This is a genomic window from Streptomyces sp. NPDC059679, assembly GCF_042734105.1.
GTDB lineage: Bacteria > Actinomycetota > Actinomycetes > Streptomycetales > Streptomycetaceae > Streptomyces.
On the sequence record NZ_JBHWES010000038.1, the window covers coordinates 39,186 to 54,669 of the forward strand.

12 protein-coding genes are annotated in these 15,484 nt (G+C 70.3%); 2 read left to right on the forward strand and 10 right to left on the reverse strand.

Annotation, left to right across the window (positions count from 1 at the left end):
• Positions 1-61 precede the first annotated feature (61 nt).
• The 10 genes from ACFV2X_RS32730 to ACFV2X_RS32775 all read right to left on the reverse strand — a co-directional run bounded on the left by ACFV2X_RS32730 (position 62) and on the right by ACFV2X_RS32775 (position 12,497).
• Complete coding sequence (locus ACFV2X_RS32730) at positions 62-481, reverse strand: cytidine deaminase (RefSeq protein ID WP_014177243.1); 420 nt, start codon at positions 479-481, stop codon at positions 62-64.
• Positions 481-1,731: an ABC transporter permease gene (locus tag ACFV2X_RS32735; protein ID WP_385623634.1), complete on the reverse strand. Its 1,251-nt coding sequence runs from the start codon at positions 1,729-1,731 to the stop codon at positions 481-483. Before ACFV2X_RS32735 ends, ACFV2X_RS32730 begins: the two co-directional genes overlap by 1 nt.
• A gap of 127 nt (positions 1,732-1,858) precedes the next feature.
• A complete protein-coding gene (locus ACFV2X_RS32740; protein WP_385623499.1) occupies positions 1,859-3,163 on the reverse strand; it encodes an ABC transporter permease in 1,305 nt (434 codons plus the stop codon).
• On the reverse strand, positions 3,160-4,731 hold the full coding sequence (locus ACFV2X_RS32745; protein ID WP_179285673.1) for an ABC transporter ATP-binding protein: 1,572 nt from the start codon (positions 4,729-4,731) through the stop codon (positions 3,160-3,162). The genes ACFV2X_RS32740 and ACFV2X_RS32745 overlap by 4 nt, the downstream gene beginning before the upstream one ends.
• A gap of 203 nt (positions 4,732-4,934) precedes the next feature.
• Positions 4,935-5,975, reverse strand: a complete 1,041-nt coding sequence (locus ACFV2X_RS32750) for a BMP family protein (protein WP_385623502.1) — start codon at positions 5,973-5,975, stop codon at positions 4,935-4,937.
• Positions 5,976-6,141: 166 nt separating this feature from the next.
• Entirely contained in the window at positions 6,142-7,368 is a 1,227-nt protein-coding gene (locus ACFV2X_RS32755) for a M20 family metallopeptidase (RefSeq protein WP_385623638.1), read from the reverse strand.
• Positions 7,369-7,581: 213 nt separating this feature from the next.
• Positions 7,582-8,769, reverse strand: a complete 1,188-nt coding sequence (locus ACFV2X_RS32760; protein WP_385623504.1) for a hypothetical protein — start codon at positions 8,767-8,769, stop codon at positions 7,582-7,584.
• 22 nt (positions 8,770-8,791) lie between these two features.
• Positions 8,792-9,727, reverse strand: a complete 936-nt coding sequence (locus ACFV2X_RS32765) for an N-acetylneuraminate synthase family protein (protein ID WP_385623506.1) — start codon at positions 9,725-9,727, stop codon at positions 8,792-8,794.
• The gene (locus ACFV2X_RS32770; protein WP_385623509.1) at positions 9,728-10,972 is read right to left on the reverse strand and encodes a cytidylyltransferase domain-containing protein; all 1,245 of its coding nucleotides are present in this window, start codon (positions 10,970-10,972) and stop codon (positions 9,728-9,730) included.
• 163 nt (positions 10,973-11,135) lie between these two features.
• Positions 11,136-12,497, reverse strand: a complete 1,362-nt coding sequence (locus ACFV2X_RS32775; protein ID WP_385623512.1) for a DUF6716 putative glycosyltransferase — start codon at positions 12,495-12,497, stop codon at positions 11,136-11,138.
• Positions 12,498-12,794: 297 nt separating this feature from the next.
• On the opposite strand from ACFV2X_RS32775, the gene ACFV2X_RS32780 reads away from it, so the two are divergent.
• A complete protein-coding gene (locus ACFV2X_RS32780) occupies positions 12,795-13,769 on the forward strand; it encodes a glycosyltransferase family 2 protein (RefSeq protein ID WP_385623515.1) in 975 nt (324 codons plus the stop codon).
• Positions 13,769-15,193: an alpha-2,8-polysialyltransferase family protein gene (locus ACFV2X_RS32785; protein ID WP_385623518.1), complete on the forward strand. Its 1,425-nt coding sequence runs from the start codon at positions 13,769-13,771 to the stop codon at positions 15,191-15,193. The genes ACFV2X_RS32780 and ACFV2X_RS32785 overlap by 1 nt, the downstream gene beginning before the upstream one ends.
• The last annotated feature ends 291 nt before the right edge of the window (positions 15,194-15,484 follow it).

A 15,484-nucleotide genomic window follows, 5' to 3' on the forward strand; every position in this document is an offset into this window, starting at 1 on the left:
AGGTGCGGGCCTTTCATCGGGGAGAGCACACGAAGGGCGCTCGAAGGGCGCTCGAAGACGCTCAGCGTTCCAGGTCGTTGCGACCGAACGCGTCCGGGAGGAGTTCGGCGAGCGGGCGGATGCCGGAGGCGGTGTCCACCTGGAGCTCCGGGCCGCCGTGTTCCCACAGCAGCTGGCGGCAGCGGCCACAGGGCATCAGCACCGCGCCGTGGCCGTCGCAGCAGGTGAACGCGGTCAGCCGGCCGCCGCCCGAGGCGAACAGGGCGGAAACCAGGCCGCATTCGGCGCACAGCGCGACACCGTACGCCGCGTTCTCCACATTGCAGCCGGTCACCGTGCGGCCGTCGTCGACCAGCGCCGCGGCGCCCACGGGGTAGCGGGAGTACGGGGCGTAGGCCCGGGACATCACGCCCCGGGCCTGTGCGCGCAGCGCTTCCCAGTCGACCGGCGCGCTCGCGGTCGGGGTCGCGCCCGTGGTCATCATCCGCCTCCCTTGTGGTAGGGCAGCCCCACCGCCTTGGGCGCGCGCAGCCGCTGTGCGGACAGCGCCAGCACCAGCAGCGTGGCGATGTACGGTGCCGCGGTCACGAACTGGCTCGGCACCTCCTCGGTCAGCGAATACCAGACCAGCAGCAGCGCTGAGAACGCCGCGCCGATGGCCGCGGCCAGGTACTTCTTCCGGTACAACTGCCACAGCGCGACCAGCGCGAGCACGGCCACCAGGAACAGCAGCAGCGCGTGCACGTTCGTACCGCCGGAGCGCAGGTTGAGGCTGTCGGTGTAGCCGAACAGGCCCGCGCCCATGGCAAGACCGCCGGGCATCCAGTTGCCGAAGATCATGGCGGCGAGGCCGATGTAGCCGCGGTTTCCGGTCTGGCCCTCCTGATAGAGGTTGGAAGCCACCTCGGCCAGGAAGACACCGCCGAGCCCGGCGAACCCGCCGGAGATGATCACGGCCAGGTACTTGTACCGGTAGACGTTGACGCCCAGCGACTCCGCGGCCACCGGGTTCTCGCCACAGGACCGCAGCCGCAGGCCGAACGCGGTGCGCCACAGCACCCACCAGGTGGCCGGGATCAGCAGCAGCGCCACGACGGTGAGCAGCGACAGCTCCGTCACCACGCCGCCGAGGAGCCCCGCCAGGTCGGAGACGAGGAACCAGTGTTTGCCGTTGAGGTTCTTCATCGCGTCGGACAGCCCGGGCACGGTGATCTGGGTGATCGGGTCGATGGACGGCGACTTCCGGGCGGACCCCGACGACTCGAGGAAGGTGAAGTTGGACAGATAGCGGGTGGCACCGACGGCGAGGATGTTGATCGCCACACCGGAGACGATGTGGTTGACGCCGAACGTCACGGTGATGACGGCGTGCAGCAGCCCGCCGATCGCGCCGCCGAGGATGCCGAACACCACGCCGACCCACGGCCCCCACTGGTAGCCCGCCCAGGCGCCGAGCCAGGTGCCGAGGATCATCATGCCCTCAAGGCCGATGTTGACCACGCCGGCCCGTTCCGCCCACAGACCGCCGAGCCCGGCCAGCCCGATGGGGATGGCGAGCTCCAGCGCGCCCGACACCTGGCCCACCGAGGTGATGTCGTCGGCCCCGGTGATCAGCCGGACCACCGAGACGAGGACCAGGGCGCCCGCGACGATCAGCAGAACGACGGGCAGGGTCAGTTTCTGGCGCACGGGCTTTTGCGGCTGCGGCTTGTCTGTCACAGAGGTGGTCATGGTGCTCACGCGCCCTCCTCCCGCTCAGTCTTGGCGCGCTTCCACGCGCGGGCTTCCCTCGTCACTGCTCGCTCCTTCGTCGCTGCGCGGCTCCTCAGTCCAGCCCGCGCAGCGCGCCAAGACACGCTCACGCTGCCACCCCCTCACGGGTCGTCGTACGGGCCGCGGCGGCGAGCTCTTCGCCGACCTTCCGCTGCTGGCGGCGCAGGGCGTACCGGCGCACGGTTTCGTAGGAGACGACCACGGAGATCACGATCAGGCCCTGCATGATCGTGGCGATCTCCTTCTCGTAGCCGTTGTAGTCCAGCGTCTGGGACGCCTTGTCGAGGAACGCGATCAGCAGCGCGCCGAAGGCGATGCCGACCGCGTTGTTGCGGCCGAGGAGGGCGATGGTGATGCCCGTGAAGCCGATGCCGGTCTGGAAGTTCAGGCTGTACGTATGCGAGTCGCCGAGCAGCACCGGCATGCCCGCCAGGCCCGCCACGGCGCCGGAGATCAGCATGCTGGTGAGCACCATGCGCTTGGCGTCGACGCCGCTGGCGGCCGCCGCGCTCTCGCTGGCGCCGGTGGCGCGCAGGTCGAAGCCGAACCGGGTGCGGCCCAGCACCAGCGAGTACGCCACGCCGCAGCCGATCGCCACGAACACGAAGCCGTAGATGTCACCGGCCACATCGCTGACGTGGAGGCCCGGGAACCAGGAGGACTCGGGCAGGTCGCCGGTGGTGAGGTTGTTGCTGCCCTTGGGCTGCACACCGAACTGCTCGGGCAGGATCAGATACGCGATCAGGCTGGTGGCGATCGCGTTGAGCATGATCGTGGAGACGACCTCGCTCACGCCGCGGGTGGTCTTCAGGATGCCCGCGATGCCCGCCCAGAAGGCGCCCACCAGCATGGCGACGATCACGATCAGCGCGATGCTCAGCGGGCCGGGAAGATTGACATTGGCGCCGACCAGGGCCGCGGCCATCGCCGCGACCCGGTACTGGCCGTCCACGCCGATGTTGAACAGATTCATCCGGAAGCCGATCGCCACCGCGAGGGCCGCCAGGTAGTAGGAGCTCGCCTGGTTGACGATGAGCACCTGGATATCGGCGTTGCCCGCGTAATCGAGCATCAGCTGGTACGGCTCGAACGGGCTCTTGCCCGAGGCGAGCAGCACTCCGGAGGTCAGCAGCACCGCCACGACCAGGGCCAGCACCGGGCCGGCCACCGCCAGCAGCAGCCGGTCTCGGCTGAACCTCTTGCCCACGGAGCCACCGGACTTGGCGGCGCCGCCCGCGGGAGTGCCCTCGGGGCTGCCGGACTTGGCGGGCGTACGCCCGGATTCGTTCAGGCCGTCGCCGGACTTCTCCGGGCCGTCGCCGCTCGTGCCCGCGCCGCCGCCGTTCTTCGCGTCGCCGTTCATCGGCTTCGCCTCGTCGGTCTTCTTCATCGCGCCGCCCCCTCCTCGGCGGAGTGCTCCAGATGACCTGTGGCCGCGCCGGTCATGGCCGAGCCCAACTCCTCGGGGGTGATGGTCGCCGGGTCCGCGTCCGCGACCAGCCGGCCGCGGTAGATGACCCGCAGGGTGTCGGACAGCCCGATCAGCTCGTCCAGGTCCGCGGAGATCAGCAGCACGGCCAGGCCCTCCCGGCGCGCCTCGCGGATCTGGTCCCAGATCTGCGCCTGCGCCCCGACGTCCACGCCGCGGGTGGGGTGCGCGGCGATGAGCAGCCGCGGACGGTGGCTCATCTCCCGCCCCACGATGAGCTTCTGCTGGTTGCCGCCGGACAGCGAGGCCGCGGTGACCTCGATGCCGGGGGTGCGTACGTCGTACTCGGCGACGATCCGCTCGGTGTCCGCCCGCGCGCCCTGGAGGTCGAGCCAGAAGCCCTTGCCCTTGCTGTTGGGCCGCTCGGTGACATGGCCGAGGATGCGGTTCTCCCACAGCGGCGCCTCCAGCAGCAGGCCGTGGCGGTGCCGGTCCTCGGGGATATAGCCGATCCCGCCCTCGCGGCGCCGCCGGGTGGGCCAGCCGGTGACGTCCTCCTCGCCGAGGAGGATGGTGCCGCTGTCGGACTTGCGGGTGCCGATCAGGGCGTCGATCAGCTCGGTCTGGCCGTTGCCCTCGACCCCGGCCAGACCCAGCACCTCGCCCTTGCGGATGGTGAAGGTGATGTCGTCCAGCACGGTGCGGGCGCCGTGCTCGGCGTCCTGCGTGGTCAGCGTCACCCCTTCGACCTGGAGCATCGGCACATCGGTGACGGTGGACTCGCGCGTCTCGGGCGAGGGCAGTTCGCTGCCGACCATCATCTCGGCCAGCTGCCGCGCGGTGACCTCGGAGGGGACGACGGAGCCGACCGTGGTGCCGCGCCGGATGACGGTGATGTCGTCCGCGACGGACAGCACCTCGCCGAGCTTGTGCGAGATGAAGATGACGGTCAGCCCCTCCGCCTTGAGCTCGCGGAGGTTGTCGAAGAGCGCGTCGACCTCCTGCGGGACCAGCACGGCGGTCGGCTCGTCCAGGATCAGCGTCCGGGCGCCCCGGTAGAGCACCTTCAGGATCTCCACGCGCTGCCGGTCGGCCACGCCGAGGTCCTCGACGAGGACGTCGGGGCGCACCCCGAGGGTGTACGCGTCCGAGATCTCCTTGATCTTCGCACGGGCCTTGGCGCCGATGCCGTACAGCTTCTCGGCGCCGAGCACGACGTTCTCGAGGACGGTGAGGTTGTCGGCGAGCATGAAGTGCTGGTGCACCATGCCCAGGCCGCGGGCGATGGCGTCGGCGGGGCTGTGGAAGGAGACCTCTTCGCCATCGACCGCGATGGTCCCCTCGTCCGGCTTGTGCATGCCGTAGAGGGTCTTCATCAGGGTGGACTTGCCCGCGCCGTTCTCACCGACGATCGCGTGCACGGTGCCCTTGCGGACGGCGATGTGGATGTCGTGGTTGGCGACGACGCCGGGGAAACGTTTGGTGATCCCGCTGAGTTCTACTGCGGGCGGACTGCTGGACGCGTTGATGGCGCACTCTCCTCAAAGAAGGAGTCTCGGCGGTGGTGGGGGCACCTCCCAGCTGCCGCTGGGGGATTATGCGGGGCGGCGATGGGCCGCACAGCGAGCGGGACCTGAGGTGGTGTGCCCAAAGCTCCCTCCCCAGGCCCCGCTTATCTACTCAGCAGATGCTCAGCACGTACTCAGCAGATGTTCAAGAGATCGCACGCCGCTTACGGCGTCGTCTTGACCTTGATCTCACCGCTGATGATCTTCTTCTTCGCGGTCTCGACCGCCTCGACGACCTTGGTCATCTTCTTGTACTCGGGGTTGGAGTCGGCCAGGCCGACGCCGCCCGTCTTGAGGCCGTAGCGCACCGTACCGGACTGCGGCTTGCCGTCCTTGACGGACTTGACCAGGTTGAAGACGGCTTCGTCGACGGCCTTGGTCGCCGAGGCCAGGATCTTGGTCTTGAACTTGGCCAGGCCCTTCTGCGTGTACTGGTCGCTGTCGACGCCGATGGCCCACTTGCCGCGCGTGGCGGCGGCCTCGATGACGCCGCTGCCGGAGTCGCCCGCGGCCTGGTAGATGACGTCCGCGCCGCCGTCCAGCTGGCCGTTGGCGGTGTCCTTGCCGGCGTCGGGCTTCTTGAAGCCGCTGTAGTCCGGCGGCTGGGTCAGGTACTGGACCTTCACCTTGACCGACTTGTCGGTGTCGTGCACACCCTGGACGTAGCCCGCCTCGAACTTCTTGATCAGCGGGTTCTCCACACCGCCGACGAAGCCCACCGTCTTGGACTTGGTGGTCAGGGCGGCCGCCACACCCGCCAGGTAGGAGCCCTGCTCCTCGTTGAACACCATGTTCACGACGTTCTTCATGTGGACGGTGTCATCGTCGACGAGGCCGAAGGTGATCTTCGGGTACTTCTTGGCGACCTCCTTCACCGCCGGGGCGTAGACGAACCCGACGGCGATGACCGGGTTGTGTCCCTCGCGGGCCAGCTCGGTCAGGCGCTGCACCTTGTCGGCGTCGGACTCGCCCTCGGACGGCTCGATGTCGTCGCCCTTGACGCCCAGTTCCTTCTTGGCCTTGACGAAGCCCGCGTACGCGGCGTCGTTGAAGGACTGGTCGCCGCGGCCGCCGACGTCATAGGCGATGGCGACGCCCTTATCCTTCTTGGAGTCGGACGAGCTGCTGCCACCACAGGCCGTGGTGGTGAAAGCGAGAGCCGCGATGCCTATGCCCGCGACGGCGATGCTGGATACCCGGCGCACGAGGGTTCCCCTTCGGCTTGAGCGCGCCTCCTTCGGCGCTGGTTTCGCCGCATCGTAACGCGCGTAGATGCCAGATTAAGGGGCGTCCGGAAGCCGTTATCGGATCGTCGCGAATCTGACTTGTCCCGGGGGTCTCCGGGACATGTCATTCAGGCAAAGTCGCGGCTCAGTCGAGCAGAGCAGCGGCGGTGAACAGCTCCACGCCAACCTCGATGGCCCCCTCGTCCACGTCGAAATCGCCACAATGCAGATCACGCCGGGCCGTGTCACCGACCCTGCGGACGCCCAGCCGCGCCATCGCGCCGGGCACATGCTCCAGGTACCAGGAGAAGTCCTCGCCGCCGAGGCTCTGCTCCGTGCCCTCCACCGCATACGATCCGCGGCGGGTCTCCATCGCACGGCGCAGTAGCTCGACCGAGCTCTCCTCGTTCACCACGGGCGGCACCCCGCGGACGTAGTTGATCTCCGACTTGGCGCCGTGCAGGGTCGCGATCTCATCGACCGCGGCGTGCACCAGATCGGGCGCCTCGCGCCAGGCGGGCAGGTCCAGGCAGCGGACCGTGCCGGACAGCTCGGCGTGCTGCGGGATGACGTTGCAGGCGTGGCCCGACTCCACCCGGCCCCAGGTGACGGCCAGGCCGGAGCGGGTGTCGACGCGGCGGGACAGCACCGCGGGCACCTCCGTGATCACCTTCGCGGCGGCCGTCACCAGATCGGTGGTGAGGTGGGGGCGCGCGGTGTGGCCGCCCGCGCCGTCGAGGGAGACCTCCAGGCGGTCGCAGGCGGAGGTGATCGCGCCGATACGCAGCCCGATGCGGCCCACGTCGACCTTGGGGTCGCAGTGCAGCGCCAGGATCCGGCCGACGCCGTCCAGCACACCCGCCTCCACCGCATCGGACGCACCGCCCGGCAGCACCTCCTCCGCGGGCTGGAACAGCAGCCGTACGGGGCGCGGCAGCCGGCCCTCGCGGGCCAGCTCCGCCAGCACCAGACCGGCGCCGAGGACGACGGTGGTGTGGACGTCATGGCCGCAGGCGTGGGCGCGGTCGGGCACGGTCGAGCGGTAGGCCACGGACTTGGTGTCCGGGATGGGCAGCGCGTCGATATCGGCACGCAGCGCCAGCATGGGCAGGGCGCCAGCACCGGCCGCTGTGCCGATGTCGCAGATCAGGCCGGTGCCGCCGGGCAGTACGCGGGGCTCCAGACCGGCCTGCTCCAGCCGCGCCTTGATGGCGGCGGTGGTGCGGAACTCGCGGTTGCCGAGCTCCGGGTGCATGTGGATGTCCCGCCGGAAGGCGATCAGTTCCGTCCGCAGCTCATCGGGGAGCTTGCCGGGCAGCGCGAGGACCTCGGCCTCAGCGGCGGCGATGACGGAATCGGTCTCGGGGGACATCAGTTGCTTCACCCGATCAAGCGTAGAACGGCTGGTGGGGCGACCGGATGTCGATCAACAAAACTTCAACCCGTTCGGGGACAGGAAACTGCCACCCCTTGCGCATGATCTCCCTAGTCAGGGGGTATAACAGGCCGCTTCATGGCCTCGGTGTAGTGACGAGCGCCACATGGCGTACTGGTGAACCCCTGACAGGAAGTTGCCGCCACCGTCTCAGGATGTGGGCGTGACCGCGGGCATCGACTGCAGCCGGTGTGCGTCCCGGGCCGTGCCCGTGACCCCCGACAGGAACCCCTGGGCGCGCGGCGAAGCGTCGCTCCGCAGCCAGGCGGGGTCCACATCGCAGACCGCGACCTTGACCCCGGTGCCCGCGAGCGCCAGCGGAAGCGTATGCACGACGGTCGACGGGAAGCTGACGATCGTATGGCCGATGGGGCCGCGGCGGGCTATCAGCTCCAGCGGCAGGTCCGGCCGTACGATCTCAAGGCCGATCTCGCCCGCGACCCGGTGAAGCTTCTCCGCGCTCTCGCGGCGGTGCGCGAAGTAGCGGGTCGCCCCGTGCGTACGGGCCAGGGAGGTCACCGCCTCCAGATAGCGCTCCAGATCGACCACCCCGGTCTCCACCAGGGACGTGCCCACCAGGTCGGTGCCGCGGGTGAGCGTGGGCGGGCCGAAGCGGTCCCGGGTCCAGGCGAAGGAGTTGGCCGTGACGGTCACCCCGGCGGGCGGCTCGACGGGCATCGAGCTGAACACCTCGACCCGCCGGTTTCCGCCCGGGGTGAGCCGGCGGCGCGCGGTCGCCGACACCGGCGCGAACACCATCTCGCGCGCGCCCCGGCCGGTGCCCCGCCGGTGCCAGCGCACCAGGGGCTCACCGCTGGCCAGTTGGGAGACGAACTCCATGGTGGCCGTGCCGTCGTCGACGACGACCAGGTCCTGGGCGCGGGTGAGCATCAGCAGCAGCTGCACATAGCGCGAGAACGGATCGCCGATGACGATCCGGTCGGCGCGGCGCAGCGGCCCGCGCAGCCCCCCGATGGTCTTGAGCGGCGCGCCCGCCCCGCCGCGCGCCTCCTCCCACCGCACCGTGATGCCCTCGTCCCGCGCCAGCTCCGCCATCCGGCGCAGCTGGCCGCGCGTCATCGGGTCGTGCGGCGACAGCACCACGACCGTCAGCGCCTCCGGGTCGCCCCCGTCGGCATACGCCCACTCCAGGACGTTCAGCAGCTGAACCGGGCTCTCGACGAAGGCCAGGGTGCCCCCGGGCCCGGTGGGACCGGGGCGCTCGGCGCGCTTGGCGCCGTCCCGGGACGAGGCCCGGAAGCGGCGGGCAGCCCCCGCGGAGTCACGGGGACCCGCCGCTTCCGGGCGTGGGCCGGGCTGACCGGCCGGTGAGTTCACGGCTGACGGCTCCTTGGCCTTCTCAGACTCCGGCGGGCTCGCGCTCGGCGGCGGCCTCGCCCTCGGCGACGACACCCGCGACCCGGCGCAGCTTCTTCATCGGCCCGAGCTCGCTCTCGTAGACCTTCTTGACGCCGTCGCCCAGCGACTCCTCGATGGTGCGGATGTCGCGGACCAGGCGCTGCAGGCCCTGCGGCTCGACCGAGGCGGCCTGGTCGGAGCCCCACATCGCGCGGTCCAGGGTGATGTGACGCTCGATGAAGGTCGCGCCGAGCGCGACGGCGGCGAGGGTGGTCTGCAGACCGGTCTCGTGGCCGGAGTAGCCGATCGGCACGTTCGGGTACTCGGCCTGCAGCGTGTTGATCACGCGCAGGTTGAGCTCCTCGGCCTTGGCCGGGTACGTCGAGGTGGCGTGGCAGAGCAGGATGTTGTCGCTGCCCAGCACCTCCACCGCGTGGCGGATCTGCTTCGGGGTGGACATGCCCGTCGACAGGATGATCGTGCGGCCGGTCGCGCGCAGCGCGCGCAGCAGCTCATCGTCGGTCAGCGAGGCGGACGCCACCTTGTGGGCGGGGACGTCGAACTTCTCCAGGAAGGCGACGGCCTCGGTGTCCCACGGGGAGGCGAACCAGGCGAGCCCGCGCTTCTTGCAGTGCTCGTCGATGGCGCGGTACTCGTCCTCGCCGAACTCGACGCGGTGCCGGTAGTCGATGTAGGTCATCCGGCCCCAGGGGGTGTCCCGCTCGATGTCCCACTGGTCGCGCGGGGTGCAGATCTCCGGGGTGCGCTTCTGGAACTTGACCGCGTCACAGCCGGCGTCGGCGGCAGCGTCGATCAGCTTGAACGCGTTCTCCAGGTCGCCGTTGTGGTTGATGCCGATCTCACCAGTGACGTAGACCGGGTGGCCGGGGCCGGCGATCTTGTCACCGAGCTGACGGAGGCGATTGTCGGAGCTCACTTAAGACAGTTCCTTTCCAAGAATCCACGAGGCGATCTCGCGGATCGCACCGTCACCTCCGGGGGTGGAGGTGACCGCGCGTGCGGCGCCGCGCACGACGTCGTGCGCACCTGCGACCGCCACGGGCCAGCCGACGAGGCCGAAACACGGGAGGTCGTTGACGTCGTTGCCGACATAGAGCACGCGCTCCGGCGCGATGCCCTGCTCCTCGCACCACTGCTTCAGTGCGAGGTCTTTCCGGTCGATGCCGTGCAGCACGGGGACCCGCAGCTTGCGGGCGCGTGCGGCGACGACCGGGTTCTGCTCCGTGGACAGGATCAGCAGCGCCAGCTCAGCGCGGCGCAGGGCGGCGATCCCGAGCCCGTCGCCGCGGTGCACGGCGACGAGTTCGCGTCCGTCGGAGTCGATCAGCACCTTGTCGTCCGTCTGGGTGCCGTCGAAGTCGAGTACCACCGCGTCGATGTCGTCACGTGTGGGGAGGTGGGCGGGTTCAAAGGGGGCGAGCGCACCGGGGCGCGGGGCGTCCAGGAGCGGCGCGAGCGCGCGGGCCCGCGCCAGGTCGTGCGGGTCGTCGATCTCCAGGACGCGGGCGGCGTCGGTACGGACCAGGGCGGTGCGGCCGAAGAAGCGGTGCCGCTCGGTGCGGAAGCCCTCCACCCGCATCCCGTACGCGGCGCCGGTCTCCAGCAGGTCCTGCGGCCGGTCCTGGCGGCGCGGCCGGTACGACTTGTCGTGGTTGATGCCGTACCCGCCGTCGGCCGTCGCTTCTGTCTCCGCGTCGGTCCCGTCCTCGGCGTCCCGCCAGACGAAGCCGTGGAACGGAGCCACGGTCAGCGCGGTGTCCGCCCCGCCGTCCAGCACCGCCTCGGCGACGCCGTCCACGTCCTCGCGGACGATGAACGGGCTGGTGCACTGCACCAGCAGCACGACCTCGGCGCTGATCCCGTGCGCCGCCTCGTAGGTGTCGAGCGCGTGCAGCACGGCGGCTTCGCTGGTCGCGGTGTCGCCCGCGATGGCGGTCGGCCGCTGCACGACCTCCGCACCCGCGCCGCGCGCCACGGCGGCGATGCCCGCGTCGTCCGTGGAGACGACCACGTCCGTCACCAGGCGGCTGGCCAGGCACTCCCGCACGGCACGCGCGACGAGCGGCACGCCCCCCACGGCGGCGAGGTTCTTGGCGGGCACGCCCTTCGAACCGCCACGGGCGGGAATCACGGCGACGACGCGCCGGTCGGAGGGGGACATGGCGGCTCCTTCAGTGCCTTCGGCGCTCTCTGCGCCTCGCTTCGTTGCGCCTTCGGGGTTCTCTTGAGCGCTCACAGCAACCACCCGTTCGCTTCTCCGCCCGCGCGGCGCAGAGGTGCGGCCATCAGGGGCATGCGCGGCCCGGCGGCCGCGCGCGCGACGCTCACAGCTCCCCCATCCGCCGGATCACCGGCGCCACCCGCTGGACGCCGTGCCGGTAGGCGCCCCGCGCCGCCTCCCGCATGGTGTTGCGTACGACCCGCCGGAACCCGCTGACCTGCGCGGAGTCCCCGGCCGCCGCGCCCGGCCGGGGGCGGCCGTCCGGTTCGAAGCCGTAGCGGGCGAGTCTCGCGGGCAGATAGCCGGGCGCGGTGGCCCGCGTGTAGTAGGGGGCGAGCGGCGGCAGTTCGTCCGCCGCGGCCAGTTCGGCGACCCGCTCCCGCGCGGCGTCGAAGGCCGTCTCGTACGCGCCGTCGGCCGCGACACCCTGGCGGCTGACCCAGTCGGCGTTGGGCTGGGGCAGATGGCCCGCGTCCAGCTGGTCCCAGGAGGCGAGGCAGCCGGAGCCGAGGAAGTGGTGGTTGCCCAGCGCCTCGCGCACGCCGAGGTCGGTGAGGACGGCGGTCGGGATGGAGCGGTGCAGGGACTCCAGGGCGGCCGTGGAGCTGACCGTGACCAGCAGGTCCGTGGTGTCCAGGACCTCGCCCATGTTGCCGTAGGCGAGGCGGAAGTTCTTCGGCACGTCGTCACCGAGCTTGCCGACCAGCTTCTGGTACGGCAGCTCCTCGATATGCGTGGTGTGCTCACCGGGCTTGCTGCGCAGCTTGACCAGGACCTCGCGGTCGGGGTGCGCCCGGGCGTGCTCCACGGCGCGGCGCAGCAGATACATCCGGTCGGCGCGGTTGTCCGGGACGGACGGCTGAACCGCGAACACCACGGTGCCCCCGGGGTACGCGCGCCCCTCGCGCGCCTTCGGGTCGTACGGGGCGCCGCCCAGGAACGGCAGCGCGCACTCCACGACGCTGTCCGCCGAGGCGCCGACGCCCGTGTAGACGTCACGGAACCGATCGGCGTCATGGCGGGAGTTGGCGAGCACGACATCCGCGCCGTGCCGCAGCAGCAGGCCGTCGGCCAGCTTCTCGTAGACCACGCCCACATAGCCGGTGATCACGACCGGCCGGCGCTCGGCGCCCTCCCAGGCGCGGGCGAGGCCGTGCAGCATGGCCTGGACGGCGCCGCCGACCAGGGACAGCACGATCACGTCGTACCGCTCGCGGTCCACCGCCGAGACGAATTCGACCCCCGTCACCTCGCGCAGCGAGTCCGCGCGCACCCCGACCTCGGCGAGCTGCCGGACGGTGGGCGTCGCCCGGCCGCGCAGCAGGAAGCCGTCCAGGCGGCGGGCGGAGGCGGAGTCCAGGTCATCCGGTACGAGGCGGTGCGCGGTGAGCGCGCCCCATTTCCACCGGGTGTCGGAGTCCGCGAGCACGGCGACTCGGAGGGGGGAATTGGTACGTGAGGGCACGACGCTGACGCTAGGAAGGGATTTCGATTCACGGCCCAACGCAAGAGCAACAAAGGGTTAACAGAACATCGACGATTGGCGAATCGGCCGACGAGAGCCGACGGCAGCCCATCGGAAAGCCGTCGGGAAGCTGTCGGGAAGCCTCAGGGAAGCCTGAAGGGGCCCGGCCGGAACACCCGGCAAACCGCGCAGATGTTCTGACAAGGACGGCGGGTTAACCGTCCTGACGTCCGTCGTTCACCTTTACGTACACCCCTCGTCAAGACGAATGCCAGACGGCGACCTACCGTCACGCGAGTGGTTAAGCTCTCCGTCATCGTGCCGTTCTACAACGTGCAGACCTATGCCCCCGATACGCTGAGAAGTCTGCGCGCCAACGCGCGCGACGACTTCGAATTCATTCTCGTCGACGACTGTGCCACCGACGGGACGCCGGAGATCCTGGAGCGCGCCGAGCGCGATCTTCCGGGGGCCGTCTATGTGCGGCATGAGCAGAACGGCGGGCTCGCCACCGCCCGTAACACCGGCCTTGACGCCTCCCGCGGCGAGTACATCACCTTCCTCGACGGCGACGACTGGCTCGCGCCCGGCTACTACGGGCAACTGCTCGGCGCCATCGAGGAGTTGGACTGTGACTTCCTGCGCACCGACCACGTCCAGGTGACCGGCCGGGCGCGGACGATCCAGCGCGTGCCGCACGGTCTGCGCAACGTCGTCATGAACCCGCGTGACGTCATCCTCCCCGCCGACCGCTCCACCTCCGTCGACTACGCCTACGCCTGGGCCGGCATCTACCACCGCCGCCTCGCCGACCAGGGCCTGCTGCACTTCACCCACGGTCTGCGCACCGCCGAGGACCGCCCCTGGATCTGGAAACTGCACCGCGAGGCGCGCTCATTCGCGGTGGTCGGCCTGCTCGGTGTCTTCTACCGGCGCGGTGTCGCGTCCTCGCTGACCCAGATCGGCGACGTACGACAGCTCGACTTCATTCGCGCATTCGATCAGGTAATCGAAGAAACGGCCCAGGACCAGGACGCGGACACCCTTCTCCCGAAGGCCGTGCGCACCTATTGCGCGATCATTTCCCACCATCTCGGCAACATCGAAAGGTTCGAGCCGGCCGTGGCCAAAAAACTGCGTTCCATGTCCGCGGCCGCGATGAAGCGCATGCCACAGGACGTACTCAAAGAAGCGCTGGACTCGATGGACTACGAGCGCGCCGCCCGGCTCCGCCGGCTCAAGCGCCGTCCGGGGACGGAGGTGGCGGCCTGATGTCCGCCCTCCTCCCCGCCCGCCGCCCCCGCGCCGTGCGCAAGCGCACCCAGATCTTCCTCGCCTCCACGCTCTACGGCGCCGCCACCATCGCCGCCGCCATCGACTCGGAGCGCATCGGCCCGGCCGACCGCCGCCTGCTGCTCATCAGCAACAACGCCGCGACGCCCGAGACCACGCCCGCCATCGACGACATGCCGGGCTTCGAGCGGCTGCGCGGCCGCTTCGACCGCGTCCTGTCCTGGAACGAGACGATCAGCCCCTTCCACCCGGGCGGCTGGTCCCCGCGCTCCGACGACGCCCCGCTGTGGGAGCGCCATCTGCGGCTGCTGTGGAACCTCGACGACGACGACATCGAGATCGTCCTGGAGTCCATCCAGGTCAACCCGGCCATGGCGATCGCCAATGTCTTCCAGGGCGCGCCCATCGACGTCTACGCCGACGGGCTGATGAGCTACGGCCCCACCCGTAACAAGCTCGACCCGCTGATCGGCACCCGTATCCGCCGACTGCTCCACCTCGACCTCGTACCGGGCCTGCGGCCGCTGCTGCTCACCGAGTTCGGCGTCACGGCGGAGGTCATCCCGACCGAGGTCTTCACCAAGGTGCTCGCCGAGATCGCCGACGCCGCCCCGCGCGGCGTCATCTCCGCGAGCGAGCGGATCGCCACGGGCGTGGGGCCGGCCCTGATGCTCGGTCAGTACCTCTCCGCGCTCGACATCCTCACTCCGCAGGAGGAGGAAGAGCTGCATGTAAGGATGTTGCGCGGCGCCGTGGCCCTCGGCCACCGCAGCGTCGTCTTCAAACCACACCCGACCGCGCCGGCCCGCTGGTCGCGGATGCTGGAGAAGAAGGCCGCGGAGCTGGGCGCCGAGCTGACCGTCATGGACACGCCCGTCCTCGCCGAGGTGCTGTACCAGCGGATGGCCCCGGCCCTGGTCATCGGCTGCTTCTCCACCGCGCTGCTCACCGCGAGCGTCTTCTACGGGCTGCCGGTCGCCCGGATCGGCACCGAGGTGCTGCTGGAGCGGCTGACCCCCTACCAGAACAGCAACCGGGTGCCCGTCACCATCGTCGACGCGCTGCTGCCCGACCTCGAGGACCACAAGGCCGTCGCCGCATGGACCCCGCCCACGGACGAGCGCACCGGCCAGCGGTTGACCGGGCTGGTCGCCGCGGTCGGCTTCGCCATGCAGGCCAAGATCTACCCGAATCTGCGTCCGGCCGCCGAGCGCTATCTGGGCACCCACCTGGACTCCCACACCTGGCGCTACTTCAAGCGCCGCCGCCTGACGGCGCTCGCCCTGCCCGGCGCGGTCCCGTCCCAGCTCGCCTTCATCCCGCGCAACGAGACCGTGCGCCGGGTCGCACGCCGGGCGCGTGCGCTCAAGCGGTCGGCGCTGAAGCGAGCGGCCACGGGGTGAGCCGGGGAGCCGGGTGAGCCGGGTGAGCCGGGGAACTGAGCGGGCCGTACGGGACAGACAGTCGACGAGTGCGAAGAAACGGAAACGGCATCATGACCACGGGCAGAGAGCTCGGCCGAATACGCGTTGAGGGTGACGGGGCGACGCGGAACGAGGTGGCATCGTGACCGCGACCGCAGGCGCACCCGCCCCCTCGTCCACGGGCCAGGGCGGGGGCCCGGCCGACGACGCGGGCAAGGAGTCGGCCGACACAGGCCCGATATCCGCGATATCCCCCGCATCCTCCGTATC